Here is an 18,210-nt window from a genome sequence, read left to right as displayed (position 1 = left end):
TATTTTAAAAAAACGCTGATCGTTCCCGGTCAGCGTTTTCTTTTTCTGCTTTTTATGTAGTCTTTGATGGCTTTTTTGGTGGTGAGCCAGTTCCGGCCCTCTTTGTAGGCGTCGATCTTTCCCTGCCGGGCCAGAAGGCTCAGGTATTCCTGTCCGTAAGGCAGGCTTTCTTCTTCTACGAGGTTGGAGATCTCCGTATATTCGTAATCACTTCCCGGAAGGGCGCCGATATAAATGTTTAAAGTGCGCTCGAGGGCCTGGGAAATAACCAGCATTAGTTTTTTGTAATTCCCTTTGTTGGCCTGGTTGAGTGCGTCGTAATATTTTTTCCTGTCGTTTTTAAGGATGATCGCCGGAGGGAACCCTTTGCGCATAAGCAACAGGTTCATGGCCAGGCGTATCGTTCTTCCGTTACCGTCAAAGAAAGGGTGTATCCATACGAATTTATGGTGAAATACTGTGGCCAGCTCAATATCGTTGAGGCCGAGCGGGTTGTTTTGTACAAATTGTATTAACTCGTCGAGCAGCCCGGAGACCTTTCGGGCATTGGGCGGGGTAAAATTGGCACCGGCGATCCGGACCCCACCATTGCGCAAACGGCCGGCAAATTCGTCTTCGATGCTTCTCAGAATGTAGCCGTGCAGGGAAAGTATATCCGAACTGAGCAGAATGTGCGACGTGTTTTCTACAAGGGTATAGAGGTGATTAATGGCACTTTCATGGTTTTTGGCCTCGAAATGTTCCCGTAATGATTTGCCCTTGATGGTGATACCTTCCTGAAGGATCATTTGTGTTTCTCTGAGGCTCAGGGTATTTCCTTCGATGCTGTTGGAATTGTAGGTCCATTCTATCATCAGGCTTTCCCTTATTTTTTTTAAGGCCACAGCGGGAAGGGGACGTTGTTTTTCCAGCACCTCTTTTTTCTCGAGCAAACGGTCAAAAACATCCTGAAACTCTTCTCTGTATGTCAGATCTATATCCCACACCCCACAAAGATATAAAATCGTTTCTGATAAAAAAACATCTTATCCGATATTAATTACCAACATAGATCAATCCATCCGGACATTTATGCCGATGTTTACAGCCAATAGAAAAAGGTCTGAACGAATTTATGATGTTCAGGGCACAAGATCGAAGGGAAAATTAAAAACAGTATCCGAAAAGCTCTCCCCAGGTTGAGGAGTGCAGCTTTTTTGGATACTGTTTTATGGATGTGTTTTTTTGTATGCCGGTAAAACCTTTTAGAACCGGTAGAACCTTCTTTTGCTTTTTGGTTTCTTTCCTCCGAATTTATCGAGCTTGCAGCTCAGTGAAAACATAACGTATCGTTGCAGCACCGTATTTTCGACGTCCTGGATGTAGGAGTCGCTGATATTGCGCCTGGTGCCCACATTCTGGTCCAGGATATCGTACACTTTTACTTTAAAGGTCATTTTTTCTTTCATGAAATTGTAACCGATACTGCTGTTCCACAACCAGAACGATTTCTGGAAACCGTCGGCAATATTAGAGTTGTAAGTATACCCGAAATCATTTCCGAAAACAATATTTTCAGGCCAGTAAGAGGTGGTCTGTATCTTGAAATTATGTCGGAAATTGGAGCTCTTGTCTATGCGGTAATTGGTGTACCGGGACTCGTTGTAATTAAAGTTGTAGCTGGGCTCCACAGTAAGCAGCTCACCGTATTCCCAGGCAAAGGATGCCGATGGGTGCAGGGAAATATTGTTGGCTTTGAAATTCTCGTTGTTTGTGATCCCTTTGTTCAGGGAAAAGTTTACATTAACCCCCAGTCGATAGCGAAAAGTATGTTCTTCCTTTTTTTTGGATGCATTCCAGTTCAGTCCTGCATACCCGGAATAGGTACCACTCAGGTTCTGATACGTGGTGGTCCTTTTAAAATTGTCGTCATAGGTGGTTACAGATACGACCTTGTCCTCGTCATAACCGAAATTTCCGTAGGCGAAGATGCCCGATCTGCTGGCAAAATCATAATTGTTAAAATTGAAATATACCGAATGGGTTTTTGTGGGTCTCAGGTCCGGGTTTCCGATGGTAGTGCTCAACGGATTGGACAGGTCCTCCACGGGTAACAGTTGTGATGCAGAAGGCAGGTTTACCCTGTAATTGTAATTGATATAGATCGATTTGCCCTTTGATATCTCATATCGTATATTGGCCCGGGCCGTCGGGTAGATATATTGCTCTTTCAGCCGGGTTTGATCGCCCATGTAGAGTGAGGCGTTGCGATAATCGGAAATATTGGTTCCGAGGTTTATCCGTGCCCAGAGGTTCTTTTTTCTTATCCTTAGCCCAGCAGTTGGGTTTACAGCGTCCGTTTTGGACTCCGTATAGTTGGATAACGGGTCGTTCCTGGAGGTATAACTGCCTGTGGTTTCATCAAAATCGAGGGTTTCCCTGCTGGTTGTCGTTTTATTGCTGTCATAACTTACACCTGCCGTCAGGCTGAGAGAATCCGTTATAGGTTCGTTATACCTCAGGCGGAAAGAATAGTTATCCGTCTGGTTTTCGTTGAATTCCTTTTGATCACGGATATCGTCCGGATCGTCATTCTGATGGAAGATGGTAGAAGACTTGTTGAGGCCTTCCGAATCGTTGGAAGAATTGTTGTTCCCGAAGCGGAAATTGAGATATCTTCCCTTTCTTTTAAACCGTCTTACGATAAAAAGGTCCGACTGGAAGGATTCGCGATTGGAGGAACTGCGGTTGATCCCTTCACTTTCGTTGAGCAGCTCACCGTTCTCATCAACGGAGAACTGGGTCTGTTCCGAACTGAAATCCGAATCGGTTTTGTTCAGGGTGGGAGAGAAGCCGATGGTGGTCAGGGAATCCGGTTTGAATTCCAGGTTGGTACTAAAACTGTGATCCCTCGATTCGTTCTCTGTGGTATTTTCAGAATTGGAAGTAAACTGCCCCTCGGGAGTGAGGTTTTGTTGTTCCGTCCTGTTGTCGTTTTCCCGGCTGGTCTGGGTATAGAAATAGCTGGCGTCTGTTTCCAGTTTGTCGTTGAGGAAATCGTCGGCATAGGTGATCCCCCCGATGTGAGACGTAGTGATCCCGGACCCTGTGGCCCCGAACGATACCCCGTTAATATTCACCCCTCCGCTTCCGGAAGACCATACATTCCTTCCGCCTCCCATGGCGTCGAATATTTCATCCATGGAAAAACCAATACTGTTAATGTTGTTCGATCCGGCGAGTACACTTATCCTTTGATCGTCATTAAAATAGTTGACAAGCAGGTTGCCTTCATAGCGTTCATCCGTACCGTAACCCGCCGTAGCCCTGCCGAAATATCCCTTGTTCTTGTCCTTTTGTATGGTGAGGTTGATAGTCTTTTCGTCTGAGCTGGCCTCTTCTCCCGACAGCTCTTCTTCCTTGGTTTTGGTGTCTGAGACCTGGATTTTATTAATAATGTCTGAAGGAAGGTTTTTAGTGGCGATCTGGCCGTCTTTCCCGAAAAAGGGCTTGCCGTTGACAAGCACCTTGTTCACCTCCTTGCCGTTTACTGTGATCTTGCCATCCGAGTCAACTTCTACTCCGGGGAGCTGTTTCAGCAGGGTTTCAACATTGGAATCCGGCCGTACTTTAAAAGAAGAGGCATTGAACTCTAGCGTATCCTTTTTTACCTGGATGGGAGGGGCTTCACCCTGTACTACAACTTCTGCCAGCTCATCGGCATTCTCTGCAAGTGTAATGGTGCCCAGATCTACGGAAGAATTCAGGTTTTCGAGCGATTTGGAATACAGCTTATAACCGATAAAAGAAATTTTGATAAATGCCGGCTGATCTGTTTTACGGACTTCGAGTGAAAAAGAACCTTTCCGGTTGCTTATGGTATAATCCAGTACCGTGGAATCCTTTTGGGTAGTGAGATACACCGTTGCCGATTCCAGGGGAGATTGATCTGCAGCATCGATGATCGTTCCGCGGATATCAACGGTGTTTTGGGAAAATAAAAACGTGGTCCATAGCAAGGCCATGGAAGCAAGTACGGTTCGGTAATACATTATACGGCGACTGTTGGTTAAAATTCTTAGCTATATTACTGGTAAAATCGGGTTTTTCCTATTCTGTTATATATAATTTAATACAATTTAACAGAAGTTTAATGACCCGTTTCCCGACGTTTAGACCGGGATAAAGAGCTTGGGTTTAATGGGGAAAGTATTTTAACATTTGACTCCCGGAAAAACCGGCTTTTAGGCTTTCCGGGACAGGTGCGGCATAAACAGGATCAGTATCCCGCTGCTGTATCATCACCTCTTTTATCCGCACCGCCTTCCAGCCTGCCGTCGGGCAATACCAGGATGGCATCGACCTTGCCGATGATAGGGGTACGGTTTTCGTTAATGAGATAGCCCTTCTGTTTCAGGCTATCCAGTATTCCGGAAGAAAAAGCTCCGGGTTCGAAAGTAATGGTATCCGGTAACCATTGATGGTGAAACCGGGGGGCATTGACAGCTTCCTGCATGCCCATATCGTATTCGTATACATTGAGTATGGTTTGGAGTACCGAAGTGATAATGGTCGATCCTCCGGGAGTCCCTACTACCATCCACAGTTTTCCGTCTTTTTCCACAATGGTTGGCGTCATGGAACTGAGCATGCGTTTTTCTGGTGCGATGCTGTTGGCTTCGGCCCCGGTAAGCCCAAACATATTAGGCACCCCGGGTTTGGCGCTGAAATCGTCCATTTCATTGTTGAGGAAAAAGCCGAGCCCGTCACTGTATAGCTTGGAACCATAGGCCCCATTGAGGGTGGTGGTTACAGAAATGGCATTTCCATAAGCGTCCACGATCGAATAGTGTGTGGTTTCATCGCTTTCCACGACCTGGATGTCTCCGTGAGAAACTTCAGAGGATTTAGTGGCGCGATCAAAAGAAAAGTTCTGCATCCGCTTGCGCAGGTAGCTTTCGCCCAACAGGGTGGGTTGCGGGATGTCTACAAAATCCGGGTCCCCGAGGAAATAGCTCCGGTCGGCATAAGCCCTGCGTTCGGCTTCCGTAATGACCTGAATGCTTTTAACGGAATTATGTCCGTACGCCTCCAGGGGATAGGGAGCGATCATCTTCATGATCTGCCCCAGCGTAACCCCACCGCTGCTGGGTGGGGACATGGAAATAACCGTGAGGTCTTTATAGTTGAACACCGTAGGGGTCCTCCATTTGGCTTCGTATTTTGCCAGGTCTTCCTCCGTGATGAGTCCGCCTTTACTTTGGATTAGCGCGGCCAGTTTTCGGGCAGTTTCCCCACGGTAAAAGCCGTCTTTTCCTTCTTTTTGTATTCTTTTAAGCGTCCGGGCCAGGGCGGGGTATTTTATGGTATCGCCTTTTTTGAAAGGAGTGGCAAAGAGCGTACTGTCGCCATTTACTTCAATAATGAGGTCGCGGTAACGGTTAAGGCTTCTTTCCTGTTTTTCCGTGACCACAACACCTTTTTCGGCCAGGGCAATGACAGGTTCCAGGATCTCGTTCATGGGCAGGGAGCCCAGTTTGCGATGTGTTTCAAAGACTCCGGCTACCGAGCCCGGTACACCTACGGCCAGGGCGCCCAGGGTACTTTTGCCGGGAATGACGTTGCCCAGGCTGTCCAGGTACATGTCTTTATGCGCGGCAAGAGGTGCCTTTTCCCTGAAATCCAGAGAGCCGGTCTCTCCATCTGCCTTTCGGTAAACCATAAACCCGCCACCGCCGAGATTTCCGGCAAAGGGGAAGGCTACGGCAAGGGAAAGCTGTGTTGCAGCCATGGCATCGAAGGCATTCCCGCCCTTTCTGAGGATGTCTGCCCCGATCTGTGAGGCCTCTTCACGGGCCGATACGATCATGGTTTTTTCAGTAACCAGTCCCGTAGTGCGGACATGTTTGGTCTTACAACCGACAAAAAGAAAAATGCCCAGAACGAACAGGCAGGCCCTTGTGTATGTTTTTATCATTTGTAGGTAAGGTTTTTGGTTAAACGGTTTTTTTCATTCTTCTTTCCCTTGTCCCGTTCTGTTTTCCGTTTTATGGCTGGTCGGCCAGCTTTGATTTTGTAAAGATAATCAACTCTTTAAAAAATTCGGTAAATTCGTTTTCAAAGTACTTGTAGTGTTCCCGGAGATCGTTTACTGCCAGGTCCATATGGGCCTTGTAGGATGTTCTCCGGTTCATTTGTGTCAGGGCCCGGTCCATACCCTCCAGGGAGGCATAGCCTACCAGCCAGTTGTCCTTTATCATGTATGGTATCATGTTTTTGGTCCTTTCCGGAAGAATGTCATAATTCCTTTGAAGCATTTCGTAAAAATCTTCCGCAAAGGCCTCCAGCGGAATGTCGGAATACTGCTCCCAGTTATGGGCCAGGAAGTGATCGTAATACATGTCTACAATGACCCCGCTGTAATGACTGTAATTGGCGTGTAACCTCTTTGTACTTTGCCTTACTACCGGGTGATGATCGGTAAAGGAATCGATCTCCCGGTGCAGGATTATTCCCTGCTGTATTTTTTCGGGAAATTCCCGGTATTTTTTTCCTTTGATGCCGTCGGCAATGAAATTTCCGATCCGGATAAATTCGTCTTCACCGGAAAGATAGATATGTGCTAAAAAGTTCATTTCCCGAAAATACAAAAAAACCTTTCGCCATGATTGGGGAATTCCTTTTTTCGCAAAAATGGTAAGAGATTGTCTAAATTTTGTTTTTGGAATATTTTATAGTGTATTTTTTTGTCATGCGAAGGTATTTTGAGGCACATAGCCAAAGCTACGTGACGAAAAATAGCTGAAGTACGGTTGCTGAGCGCAGCCGAAGCATGGCGGAAAAAGACGCATAAAAGAACCAAAGGATAAAACTTAGACAGTCTCTGTACATATAATTGTATATTTGTTCTGTTTTTCCGATATATTTCTGCTCTATTTGCGGACCAAATAACCGGAAACTGACAAGAGGAAACAGAAGTCAAAATATAAAAAATCAATACTGAAAAATGACATTAATAAAATCCATATCCGGAATACGCGGGACCATAGGGGGAGTTCCCGGAGATAACCTGACACCGATAGACGCCGTAAAGTTTGCAGCAGCTTATGGCACCTGGCTGAAGGAAGAAAACCGGGGCAAAGATCAGTTGAAAGTCGTTATAGGAAGGGATGCCCGGATATCCGGGGAGATGATCCAGGGACTGGTCATTCAAACCCTGACAGGCCTGGGGATTGATGTTGTTAAACTGGATCTTTCCACCACGCCCACAGTAGAAGTGGCCGTGCCTTTGGAACACGCTGACGGGGGAATTATCCTCACGGCCAGCCACAACCCGAAACAATGGAATGCCCTGAAGCTGCTAAACCACAAAGGGGAGTTTCTGAGCGCGGCAGACGGAGCCAGGATACTGGAACTCGCCGAAGCCGAAAATTTTGAATTTGCAGAAGTGGACGACCTTGGGAAAGTAACCCTCAACGAAGCCTATATCGACATGCATATCGACGAAGTGCTAAAACTGCCATTGGTGAACCGCGAAGGGATTAAAGCGGCAAAATTCCACGTGGTGGTAGACGGAGTGAACTCTACCGGGGGAATTGCCATTCCCCGTTTGCTGGAACGCCTGGGAGTAGAGGTCACGGAACTCTATTGCGACCCTACTGGGCATTTTCCGCATAACCCCGAACCATTGAAGGAACACCTCACCGATATTTCGGAACTGGTGGTGAAGAAAAAAGCCGATTTTGGAATAGTGGTAGACCCCGATGTGGATCGTCTTGCTTTTATAAGTGAGGATGGCGAAATGTTCGGAGAAGAATATACCCTGGTGGCCTGTGCAGATTATGTGTTGAGCAAGACGCCTGGAAATACGGTATCCAATATGTCTTCGACCAGGGCGCTGCGCGATATTACCCTGAAACATGGCGGAGAATATAAAGCCAGTGCCGTTGGAGAAGTCAATGTAGTGGTATTGATGAAGGAAACTGATGCCGTGATAGGCGGAGAAGGTAATGGCGGTATTATTTATCCCGAACTGCATTACGGCAGGGACGCCCTGGTTGGTGTAGCCCTTTTCCTGTCGCTCCTGGCCGAGAAAAAAATTCCGGTAAGCGAGCTCAGGGCCGGGTATCCTGCGTATTTTATGAGCAAGAAAAAGATCGAGCTTACCCCGCAGATCGATGTGGACGCCATCTTATCGGCCATGAAGGAAAAATATAAAGATGAGGATATATCGACCATAGACGGAGTAAAGATCGATTTTCCCGAAAACTGGGTACACCTCCGGAAATCAAATACAGAGCCAATTATCAGGGTCTATACCGAAGCCAAGAGTCAGTCGGAAGCCGATACCCTTGCAGATAAAATAATCAGGGAGATTGAGAATATTGTATCAATAAAATCTTGATGATTTCAGATTGATTGAACCTGCAACTATAAAATCATAAACGACAAATCATGATAGCAACAGCGGAAGGCCCGAAAATATTCCGGACGGAACTCGAAGCGTATTTTAAGCCGTTCCGGGACAATGTGGTGGGCATCGACCAGGAATTTGAGTCGCCCTATGGCAAACAACGCATTGTTTACACAGACTGGACGGCCAGCGGACGATTGTACCGCCCGATCGAGGAAAAGCTGTTGCAGGATTTCGGCCCTTTTGTCGCCAATACACATACCGAAACTACCGTATCGGGAACGGCGATGACGCTGGCCTATCATGAAGCAAGGCATATCATTAAGGAACACGTAAACGGCAGGGAAGACGATATACTGATCATGTCCGGAAGCGGAATGACCGGGGTGATCAACAAGTTTCAGCGTATTCTCGGACTAAAGGTCCCGGAAAACCTCAGGAAACACACCGATATCCCCGACGATATGCGCCCGGTGGTCTTTCTGACCCATATGGAACATCACTCCAACCAGACCTCCTGGCTGGAGACCATGGCCATAGTGGAAGTGATCCCTGCCGGTGAAGACGGGCTGTTTTGCATGGAAAACTTCGAAGCATTGCTCGAAAAGTATCAGGACAGGCCGCTCAAAATAGCATCTGTAACAGCATGTAGCAACGTGACCGGCCTACAAACCCCTTACTACGATATTGCCAGGCTGGTGCATCGCCACGGCGGGGTTTGTTTTGTGGACTTTGCGTGTTCTGCACCCTATGTATCCATAGATATGCACCCGGAGGATGAAGAGGCCTATCTGGATGCGATCTTCTTTTCACCTCACAAGTTCCTGGGAGGACCGGGGACTTCTGGAGTGTTGCTGTTCAATAAAAAACTATACAAGAATATGATCCCCGATTCTCCCGGGGGAGGTACGGTGACCTGGACCAATCCCTGGGGAGAACACAAGTACATAGAGAATATCGAAGAACGGGAAGACGGGGGTACCCCCGGCTTTTTGCAGGCCATTAAAACAGCCCTGTCCATAAAACTGAAAGAACAGATGGGCGTGCAGCATATCCTGGACCGGGAACACGAGATTCTGGAGCAGGTGTTCAATTTTCTTTCGGATGTGCCCAATGTTAAGATACTTGCTTCGCAACACAAGAACCGACTGGGGGTTTTATCCTTTTTTATCGATGACCTGCACTACAATCTTGGGGTTAAACTACTGAACGACAGGTTCGGCATACAAACCCGCGGTGGATGTAGCTGTGCAGGCACCTACGGGCACTACCTGCTGCATGTGGACCAGGAAACCTCGAATAAACTGGTTGAGGAGATATCCCTTGGAGACCTCATCAAAAAACCGGGATGGATACGGATGTCCATTCATCCTACACTGAGTTGTGAGGAAATAAGATATACCTGTGAAAGCATCAAGGCCCTGGCCGAAAATCACCGGGAATGGGGAGCGGACTATGTATATGACAAATCCAAAAACGAATTTCTCCACAAATCATACGCTACCGCTGCAAAAGCCCGGGTTCAGTCCTGGTTTGAACTTTAAAAGGAGAACAGGGGGCTGGGCGTATGTGCTTCCTGCATGATGTTTTCCATTTCTGCGACAATATCGGGATGTTTGTCTGCTATGTTCTGCGTTTCGGCCGGATCTGCGGAGAGATCGTATAGTTCTATGGGAGCATCCGGGTCTTTTTTGATATTGAGGCGAACTGCTTTCCAGTTTTGCTTGCGTACGGCCTGCTTACCACCCTGTTCGTAAAATTCCCAATAGAGATATTCGTGTTGCGGCTGTTTTCCCTGGTCCAATAATTCCGGAACGAAAGAAATACCGTTGATATTTTCCGGGGTTTTTTCCACACCTCCCAGTTCGGCCAGTGTGGGCAATACATCCCAGAAAGCCGCAATATGATCGCTTTCCTGTCCGGGTTTTACCTGTCCGGGCCAGCGGACAATAAACGGTTCGTGTATCCCGCCTTCGTACATATCCCTTTTTACACCTTTATAGTTGCTGCTGCTGTTAAAGAAAGCCACGTCGTCCATACTCCGGCCTCCTTCCACGTGGGTACCGTTATCGCTGGAAAAAATAACCAGGGTATTTTTATCAATTCCCTTTTCCCTGAGTTGTTGCAATACCTGCCCGGTATAATGGTCAATACTGCTTACCATGGCTGCATAGGCCGCTTTCGGATAGGGTTGCGGGCCATAGTGCTTACCGTCCGGATGCGCAGTTTCGGGCGTGAACACACTTTCTCCTTTATCGTCCAGGTAGGGCTGCATATATTCGTTGGCCACGACCAGTTCGGCATGGGGAATGGTAAAGGAAAGGTAGAGGAAAAAAGGTTTGTCTTCGGGCTGTTGTTTGATGAATTGCAGCGCGTCCTGTGCAAATATTTCGTTGCTGTAACTGTTTTCCGGGGTGGCGAATTTTTGCAGCTTTCCGTCTTTCAGCCTCCAGAGGGAATCGGGGCGCTGGTAGTGTGCATCTACATGATGCAGGTGTCCGGTAAAGTGTTCCCATCCCTTTTTTTGTGGTTCTCCCGCTGTGCCTTCCAGCCCGAGGCCCCATTTGCCGTACATGGCCGTGGAGTATCCCTGCTGACGAAGCAGTTGTGCTACGGTAGTATCGGTCTCCAGGAGCGGGAACTCGCCGTTGCCCCTGACGTGGGTAACACCGGTATGCTGCCCGGTCATGAGGCTGGCACGCGAAGGAGCACAAACAGTGCTCCCGGCATAGAATTGGGTAAAACGCATCCCTTCCGATGCCATCCGGTCTATATGGGGTGTTTTGATGTATTCCTGCCCGTAACATCCCAGGTCGCCTATGCCCATGTCATCGGCCAGGATAAAAATGATGTTGGGGCGGGAGGGCTCCGCGGATCTTTCTTCTTTCTGTGTTTTGGGTTTGGTGTTACAGGAAAGCAATATAAACAGTGCGCTTCCCACGGAAAACAAAATATTGGCTTTGTATTTCATTTTTGATCGGTTTAAAACTTTTACAGGATTACAGGTCATTGGATGATGCATATTCGGTTTTGTTCAGCAACCCGCTTTCGATCAATGGGATCCTGAATTTTTTTATTTCGGCGTCGGAATGCTGTTCTTTAAAAATAGCTTCCGCTTTTTTAACGATCTCCGAATGCTGGCCGGCCACATTGTGCTCTTCCCGGGGATCGGTCTTTAGGTTATACAACTCCAGGGTCGCCTTTTCCGCATCCATAAGGTCACGCCTCAGGATCTTCCAGTCTCCCATACGGATGGCAACCTGTCCGCCGTATTCCGGGTATTCCCAGAATAGAAAATCGTGTTTTTGTTGTTCGTTTTCTTTACCCAGGAGGGTTGGTAAAAAACTGATACCGTCCGTTTCCCTCGGAGGTGCCTGTCCCGTGAGCTCACAAAGTGTGGCCATAACATCGTACTGGGCTGAAGGCAGGTCGGTTTTTGTACCCGCTTTTATGTTGCCCGGCCAGGAAGCGATCATCGGGATACGTATGCCCCCTTCATATAAAAAACCTTTACCGCGACCACGTATACTGCTATAAGGCCCGGCACTTTCAAACCATTCCGAATCCGATCCTCCGTTAAAAGTGGGACCGTTGTCTGACGTAAAAATAATAATAGTTTTTTGGTAAAGGCCTTCCTGTTTTAGTTGTGCGATCAGTTTTCCGATATTTTCATCAAAATAAGAAACCATAGCGGCGTAGGTGGCCCGTGGATTTTTATTCGGAAAATACCCTTTGTCCCCGGTATAGGGTTTTTCTTCGCCAAATTTTTGGATGTAATGATCTACCCATCTTTTTGGTACCTGTAAAGGAACATGGGGAACAGGGTCTGCCCAGTACATAAAGAAAGGACGGTCCTTATTCTGTTTTACAAATGCGGAAACCTTGTTAAACATCAGCTCAGGTGCATAATCGTTTGAGGTGTACATGGCATAGCTGCCTTCCTTATTGGGGTCTACATTTTCAGGGAGCCCGGTATGGGGTGGAACAGTATCGTTGCTGAGATATACCCTCTCCTTATTTTCGTACAGGTGTACCGGATAGTAGGTATGTGCCTGCCGCTGGCAATTGAAGCCGTAGAAGTAATCGAAGCCCATATTGTTGGGGACAGACTCAGTATGTGGAGCACCAAGCCCCCATTTCCCGACCATCCCGGTAGTGTACCCGGCTTCCTTAAGCATATGAGCAATGGTGGCTGTATTCAGGGGCATGGGGCGCTGGCCTTCGAGAGTAGAATCCCGGATGGTGGCCAGATAGTTCTTTACATCGCCTCGCTCTCCCCATTCGTCATTTCCCCGGATGTAAGAATGCCCCATATGTTTACCGGTTAAGAGGCTATAACGTGCAGGGGCACATACGGGAGCCCCCGTGTAGTGTTGGGTGAACAGCATGCCTTTAGAAGCCAGGGCATCGATATTGGGTGTTTCTATTTTTTTCTGTCCGTATGCTCCGACTTCTCCGTAGCCCAGGTCGTCCGCAAGAATGTATATAATGTTGGGGGGAACTGTTTCTTTTGTTTTTTGTTTTTCATTGCAGGACAGTAAGCATGTTGCTATACTTCCGGTCAACAGTATTTTTGTGAGGGATCGGGTCATGACTTTATTTTTATTGACACAGGATTAATTCATGGCTTCGAGGGAAGGGGAACAGACCGGCCACTGTTTTTGATCAGGGGCATGGGAGCTTTCCATTCACGCAGTTGTTTGCTGAGTAATGCGGACAATTGTTTTACCTTTTCCGGATATTGCTCCGCCAGGTCGGTAGTTTCCCCGAGATCTTCGTGCAGGTTATAGAGTTCCAGGCTCCTGTTTCGCATATTGTAAATTAATTTCCATGCCCCTTGCCTTATGGCACTTTTGTAATTTATGCCGGGGCCGTTATCGGGGATCCATTTATTGGGAGTATGCCAGATAAACGTACGTGTAGAATCAATTAAAGCAGGAGTTTTCAGCATATGGACAAAACTTTTCCCATCGATCTGCTGTACAGTATTCGGAGAGGTAACTCCGGCTATTTCCAATATGGTAGGGAAATAATCTTCTATCATAACACCGTATTTTGTCACGGTACCGGCCTTGATTTTCCCTTTCCATTTTGCGATCATGGGAACCCGTATTCCGCCTTCATATAGCGAGCCTTTTCCCGCTTTCAGGGGCAAATTATGGGTATGCGGTACACCGCCACGGGGTGGTGCAAGGCTAAGCCCGCCATTGTCACTCATAAAGATGATCACCGTATTGTCTTCGATTTTCCGGGCTTTCAGGTAATCCATCAGGTCTCCCAGACTTTTGTCCATGCCTTCGATTAATGCTGCGTATCGCGCTTCCTTTTCTTCCAGTCCGGCTGCTATATATTTTTTGTAGAACCGTTTGTCTTTATCCAAAGGAACGTGTACGGCATAATGGGCCATATTCAAAAAGAACGGCTGTTCTTCGCTTACGGGTTTTTCAATGGCCCTGATGGCTTCCTGTGTAAGTGCTTCCGTAAGGAAAATATCCTTTCCGTGATATTCTTTCAGTCCGGGTACCGCCTGCCAGCCGGCCTTTCCCGGAATATTACCGAAATTTTTTTCTCCCAGGTAACTTTGGGGATGGCCTGCGGCATGCCCGGCTATGTTGACCATAAATCCCAGGTTAAGGGGATCAGAACCCGGGGTGCCGTCCGAACCGAAATGTGCTTTTCCTATATGTATGGTGTAATACCCGGCTTTTTTTAGTAATTGCGGTAAAGGCGTGGCGTAGATGGTATGGTCTACTCCGGGGGCCGGGCTTAACCCGTTAAAGTTCCAGTCGGCCGGGCCGAATTGCTGATCCGGATAATCAGTGTTGTTATTGGCTTTCGGAGATGTCCAGTTCGTAACCCTGTGATGGGCTGCATTCATTCCGGTAAGCATACTGACCCTGGTAGGGGTACAGACCGAAGTGGCATAAGCATTCGTGAATTTCATGCCCTGCCTGGCCAACCGTTCCATATTGGGCGTATGATACTTCCTATTGAGCGGGGTTTCCCTGGCCCAGAAAGGCACAGAAGTATCCTGCCAGCCCATATCATCTACCAGGAATACAATGATATTCGGTTTTTTCTCCGCCTGGGGCCATATATGCCACGGCATACCAAAATGTAAAAGAAGCACCGGAAGCATAAAAGTAAATTTCTTCATGTTCTTTCAGTTTAAATGAAGATTAAGAGTTGAATGTTCAGCGGTGTGCGTTGTACAGAAAACCTGCCTAATGCTGTTTTATCCAAGGACATATGATTTTTATTTCACCGGAAAATAAATATGTGTTCGAGAACAATATACTAAAAATATGTTTTCTAAAAAAAAGACGATGCATATTGAACGAATTAGGAAAAGAAATAAATAAAACTATCCCAAAAACTTTGCTTTAAGTTCGGGGGTAGGGATCATACACTGGTCTTTTCTTCCAAACCAGTTATAGCGGTTTTTGGCAATGAGGTTATAGAGACTGTCTCTCAGGGGCCGGGGTATGTATTGGAAGATACGCAGCAATGGCCATCCGCCGCCCATCTCCGAGGCTATCTCTATGGCGGCTTGCGACCTGGTGTAATAGGCCACGTCCGGTTCAATAACAATAATGGAATCAGTTTTATCGGGGATGATACCGCGTTCTTTAAGCAGTTTTTGTCCTAATTCGCTTTGCAGGGCAGCGAACCGGAAGATATCCTTTTTATCTCTTTTGATGACAAACTGAACAGAGCTGTTGCACAGGTTGCATACACCGTCAAAAAGGATGAGTTTTTTATTTTTTTCCAGGGTATCCATATCGATCTGTAACGGAAGATTTACAATATCAAAGATAGGGTAAAAAAATCACCTGGGGGGAGTAGAGGGGGGATCGGTATTCGGTGATCGGTGATCTGCATCATATACTGAATACTGAATACCGAAAAATGGTATTTCTTCATTATCTTTATGACGAATTTTTTATCAACTTAACAACTAATTCAATGACAACTACTATGAAAAAACAGATTTTAACGCTGTGTGGTATTCTTTTCGCCTCGTTTGCCATTACTGCACAGGTACAAACCCCCCAACCGAGCCCTTCGGCGAAAATCGAACAGCGGGTGGGGCTGACCGATATTACCCTGGAGTATTCCCGTCCGGCCATGCGCGGACGGACTATTATGGGAGACCTGATACCCTACGGAGAGGTCTGGCGTACCGGGGCCAATGAAAATACGAAGATAACTTTCAGCGACGATGTAAAGATAGGAGGCAAGGCCCTCAAAAAAGGAACTTATGCCGTTTACACCGTGCCCAATGCTTCTTCATGGGATGTGATCTTTTATTCAGATGCCAATAACTGGGGCAACCCGGAAAAATGGGACGACAGTAAAGTTGCCCTGAAAACCACGGTCTCTACTGAAAGTTTACCGTTTGACATCGAATCTTTTACCATATTGTTCGGCGATATCACCAATAATTCTGCCATGCTCGATATACTTTGGGAACGCACTTATGTAGGGGTAAAGATAGAGGTCCCTACCGAAAAGAAAGCCATGGCAAGCATAGAAGATGCACTGAATGGGCCTTCTGCAAGGGATTATTTTTCATCAGCCATGTATTACTTTCAGGAAGGCAAGGATATCAAAAAAGCAAAGGAATGGGTAGACAAAGCCGTGGGAATGCAGGAAGAAGGAAAGGTACCTTTCTGGATGCTGAGACAAAAGGCGCTGATCTATCACAAAGCAGGAGACAAAAAAGGAGCCATCAAAGCTGCCAAACAATCCCTGGCAGCTGCTGAAGAAGCCAATAATCCCGACTATGTGAAAATGAATAAAGATTCCCTCAAGGAATGGGGTGCCATGTAGGGTTGCTCTCCTTTTTATAAGGATGTTTGTGAATTAAAGAGGTTGTCTTATAAAAATAGTCTTTACGTCACCCTGAACTTTTACCCTGAGCAAAGTCGAAGGGTCGTTTCAGGGTCTCATGATGATTGTCTGATCAACATGATGGGATGCCGAAACAAGTTCCGCATGACGGATTATAAGATTTTTTATAAGATAACCTCTTTTTTGGGAAAAGTCATAAGAGGCTTTATTTGGACTGTTTCGGATCATAGGGCAGCGATAATGCGGGAGCCGTTATTCTAACGGTCACTAAAATAGAAAAAATTGAAGTTTTCGAGTTTTATTTCTATATAATTCTCTGTGTACTTTGTGCCTGCTTTGTGGTAAAATAAAGCCGGGAGACCACTGGTTTTTTCACAGAGGTCACGAAGTCAGGGACCATTTGTTTTTGGGTTTAATACAAGTATCTAACGATATACCGCAATAAAGTTTTATTCATGAAGGACCAGTCGGAATATAACGCTTACCGAATCCCTGTTCCGCCCGAATTCGAGGAGGTTTTTTCTCATTTTTATGTTGCAGAGAATACTTCCCGGAATGCTGTGAGAAGGCGTTTGCTACCTTCTTATCAGACCATACTGATCTTTAATTTTGGTACGAAGGCCCTGTTGCAGTCCGGAGATGAGGAAATAGAGACGGGAAAGTGCCTGGCCCTGGGGCCGGTAAAAAGAGCTTTTGAATATACCCTGCCCCCGGGTTCGGAAATATTAGTGGTGAATTTCAGGGACGATGCATTCTATCGTTTTTTCGGTAATGCCATGATCGCGGAAAACCTGAGATCAGATCCGGATGCACTGACCGGGGAGGGCTGTTTTTCCGATTTGTGGGAACAACTGAACACTCTTCCGGATACAGACCTCCGGGTAAATTTTATTCTTGATTTTTGCCGTCCTTATTTAAAAAAGAGGAACCCGGTGATCGGGCGCCTTGCCAGTTTTGACGATAAAAGCCTGGATGTCATAAAAACGCTGGCCGAAGAAACAGGGCAGACCGAAAGAAACATGCAATTATGGCACAGGAAATACCTGGGATATTCTGCAAAAGAGATCCGGCGGTATTATCGTTTTTTAAAAGCTGTGGAAATGGTGCAGCAGGGAATTACCAGTGCTTCCGGTGTCAATTGGTTTGACATCATCCACCAGTGCAACTATTACGACCAGAGCCAGCTGATCCGGGACTTTAAACACTACCTCGATCTCACCCCGACACGGTATCTCAAATTCCAGCAGGAGATCTGCAACCCGGTCGGCTAGTTTTCGTTTTCATACAATTCTGGGAGACAAGGCTGTTCTACTTTTACAACGTTAAACTTAGATAGTTTCTTAAAAGTAGAAAAAATGAAACATTTGATCATTTATGCACATCCGAATCCGGAAAGTATTAATGCTTTCTTTAAACAAAATCTTGAGGAATATTTGCTGAACGCCGGCCATGAGATCCGGGTAAGAGATCTATATGAACTTTCGTTTAATCCGGTCCTGTCCCGTGATGATCTTGTGGGGCAGCGAAAAGGAACAGTCGCGGATGATGTAAGGGTAGAGCAGGACCATATTTGCTGGGCTGACTGTATTACTTTTATTCATCCGATATGGTGGACGGGCCTGCCTGCCATTCTAAAGGGATATATAGACCGGGTCTTCAGCTATGGCTTTGCTTACCGCTACGACCAGGGAGTGCAGAAAGGGTTATTGAGGGGAAAACAGGCCGTGATCATCAACACTCAGGGAAAGTCTGCTGAAGAATACAGGGAAACCGGAATGGATGAGGCGCTTTCGATGACATCTGACGGAGGGATCTATACGTATTGCGGGCTGGATGTCCGGCAACATTTTTATTTTGACAGGGCCGACAAGGCTACCCCCGAAGATATAGAGCGATGGACAATTGCGATGCTGGAGGTATATATCCCTGCCATGTCGTCATAGAGGCGCAATACATTGCGCCCC

Annotated in this window: 13 protein-coding genes; 5 read left to right on the top strand and 8 right to left on the bottom strand. The window is 46.7% G+C overall.

Going from position 1 to position 18,210, the window contains the following annotated elements:
- Window positions 1-29 precede the first annotated feature (29 nt).
- From KN811_RS04680 to KN811_RS04665, 4 genes are all read right to left on the bottom strand, one after another.
- Window positions 30-986, bottom strand: coding sequence for a Fic family protein (locus KN811_RS04680; protein ID WP_187966216.1), 957 nt, complete (start codon window positions 984-986; stop codon window positions 30-32).
- A gap of 258 nt (window positions 987-1,244) precedes the next feature.
- Entirely contained in the window at window positions 1,245-4,031 is a 2,787-nt protein-coding gene (locus KN811_RS04675; protein WP_187966217.1) for an outer membrane beta-barrel protein, read from the bottom strand.
- A gap of 227 nt (window positions 4,032-4,258) precedes the next feature.
- Window positions 4,259-5,956 (bottom strand): gamma-glutamyltransferase, encoded by a 1,698-nt coding sequence (ggt, locus tag KN811_RS04670; RefSeq protein WP_187966218.1) that lies wholly within the window; start codon window positions 5,954-5,956, stop codon window positions 4,259-4,261.
- Window positions 5,957-6,026: 70 nt separating this feature from the next.
- On the bottom strand, window positions 6,027-6,614 hold the full coding sequence (locus KN811_RS04665; RefSeq protein ID WP_187966219.1) for an acyl carrier protein phosphodiesterase: 588 nt from the start codon (window positions 6,612-6,614) through the stop codon (window positions 6,027-6,029).
- Window positions 6,615-6,985: 371 nt separating this feature from the next.
- On the opposite strand from KN811_RS04665, the gene glmM reads away from it, so the two are divergent.
- Window positions 6,986-8,383 (top strand): phosphoglucosamine mutase, encoded by a 1,398-nt coding sequence (gene glmM, locus KN811_RS04660; protein WP_187966220.1) that lies wholly within the window; start codon window positions 6,986-6,988, stop codon window positions 8,381-8,383.
- 50 nt (window positions 8,384-8,433) lie between these two features.
- On the top strand, window positions 8,434-9,936 hold the full coding sequence (locus KN811_RS04655; RefSeq protein ID WP_187966221.1) for an aminotransferase class V-fold PLP-dependent enzyme: 1,503 nt from the start codon (window positions 8,434-8,436) through the stop codon (window positions 9,934-9,936).
- On the opposite strand, the gene KN811_RS04650 is transcribed toward KN811_RS04655, so the two are convergent.
- From KN811_RS04650 to KN811_RS04635, 4 genes are all read right to left on the bottom strand, one after another.
- Window positions 9,933-11,363 (bottom strand): arylsulfatase, encoded by a 1,431-nt coding sequence (locus KN811_RS04650; protein ID WP_187966222.1) that lies wholly within the window; start codon window positions 11,361-11,363, stop codon window positions 9,933-9,935. The genes KN811_RS04655 and KN811_RS04650 overlap by 4 nt on opposite strands.
- 28 nt (window positions 11,364-11,391) lie before the next feature.
- Window positions 11,392-12,984: an arylsulfatase gene (locus tag KN811_RS04645; RefSeq protein ID WP_187966223.1), complete on the bottom strand. Its 1,593-nt coding sequence runs from the start codon at window positions 12,982-12,984 to the stop codon at window positions 11,392-11,394.
- A gap of 29 nt (window positions 12,985-13,013) precedes the next feature.
- Window positions 13,014-14,549 carry a sulfatase gene (locus tag KN811_RS04640; protein ID WP_187966224.1) on the bottom strand — a complete coding sequence of 512 codons (1,536 nt, stop codon included), beginning with the start codon at window positions 14,547-14,549 and terminating at the stop codon, window positions 13,014-13,016.
- Window positions 14,550-14,756: 207 nt separating this feature from the next.
- A complete protein-coding gene (locus KN811_RS04635) occupies window positions 14,757-15,173 on the bottom strand; it encodes a thiol-disulfide oxidoreductase DCC family protein (RefSeq protein WP_187966225.1) in 417 nt (138 codons plus the stop codon).
- A gap of 197 nt (window positions 15,174-15,370) precedes the next feature.
- Here KN811_RS04635 and KN811_RS04630 point away from each other — a divergent pair, with 197 nt between their 5' ends.
- From KN811_RS04630 to KN811_RS04620, 3 genes are all read left to right on the top strand, one after another.
- Window positions 15,371-16,225 (top strand): DUF2911 domain-containing protein, encoded by an 855-nt coding sequence (locus tag KN811_RS04630; protein WP_187966226.1) that lies wholly within the window; start codon window positions 15,371-15,373, stop codon window positions 16,223-16,225.
- Window positions 16,226-16,701: 476 nt separating this feature from the next.
- Window positions 16,702-17,517, top strand: a complete 816-nt coding sequence (locus KN811_RS04625; RefSeq protein ID WP_187966227.1) for a helix-turn-helix domain-containing protein — start codon at window positions 16,702-16,704, stop codon at window positions 17,515-17,517.
- 84 nt (window positions 17,518-17,601) lie between these two features.
- Window positions 17,602-18,189, top strand: a complete 588-nt coding sequence (locus KN811_RS04620; protein WP_187966228.1) for an NAD(P)H-dependent oxidoreductase — start codon at window positions 17,602-17,604, stop codon at window positions 18,187-18,189.
- Window positions 18,190-18,210: the final 21 nt, after the last annotated feature.

It is taken from the genome of Sinomicrobium weinanense (assembly GCF_018863395.1).
GTDB lineage: Bacteria > Bacteroidota > Bacteroidia > Flavobacteriales > Flavobacteriaceae > Sinomicrobium > Sinomicrobium weinanense.
Note: the sequence above shows the minus strand (reverse complement) of the source record. Positions and strands in the feature narration are given on the sequence as shown.

Excerpts from the sequence above, each read along its gene's own strand:
- KN811_RS04675 (WP_187966217.1), bottom strand. The coding sequence starts at position 4,031 with ATGTATTACCGAACCGTACTTGCTTCCATGGCCTTGCTATGGACCACG.
- ggt (WP_187966218.1), bottom strand. The coding sequence starts at position 5,956 with ATGATAAAAACATACACAAGGGCCTGCCTGTTCGTTCTGGGCATTTTT.
- KN811_RS04665 (WP_187966219.1), bottom strand. The coding sequence starts at position 6,614 with ATGAACTTTTTAGCACATATCTATCTTTCCGGTGAAGACGAATTTATC.
- glmM (WP_187966220.1), top strand. The coding sequence starts at position 6,986 with ATGACATTAATAAAATCCATATCCGGAATACGCGGGACCATAGGGGGA.
- KN811_RS04655 (WP_187966221.1), top strand. The coding sequence starts at position 8,434 with ATGATAGCAACAGCGGAAGGCCCGAAAATATTCCGGACGGAACTCGAA.
- KN811_RS04650 (WP_187966222.1), bottom strand. The coding sequence starts at position 11,363 with ATGAAATACAAAGCCAATATTTTGTTTTCCGTGGGAAGCGCACTGTTT.
- KN811_RS04645 (WP_187966223.1), bottom strand. The coding sequence starts at position 12,984 with ATGACCCGATCCCTCACAAAAATACTGTTGACCGGAAGTATAGCAACA.
- KN811_RS04640 (WP_187966224.1), bottom strand. The coding sequence starts at position 14,549 with ATGAAGAAATTTACTTTTATGCTTCCGGTGCTTCTTTTACATTTTGGT.
- KN811_RS04635 (WP_187966225.1), bottom strand. The coding sequence starts at position 15,173 with ATGGATACCCTGGAAAAAAATAAAAAACTCATCCTTTTTGACGGTGTA.
- KN811_RS04630 (WP_187966226.1), top strand. The coding sequence starts at position 15,371 with ATGAAAAAACAGATTTTAACGCTGTGTGGTATTCTTTTCGCCTCGTTT.
- KN811_RS04625 (WP_187966227.1), top strand. The coding sequence starts at position 16,702 with ATGAAGGACCAGTCGGAATATAACGCTTACCGAATCCCTGTTCCGCCC.
- KN811_RS04620 (WP_187966228.1), top strand. The coding sequence starts at position 17,602 with ATGAAACATTTGATCATTTATGCACATCCGAATCCGGAAAGTATTAAT.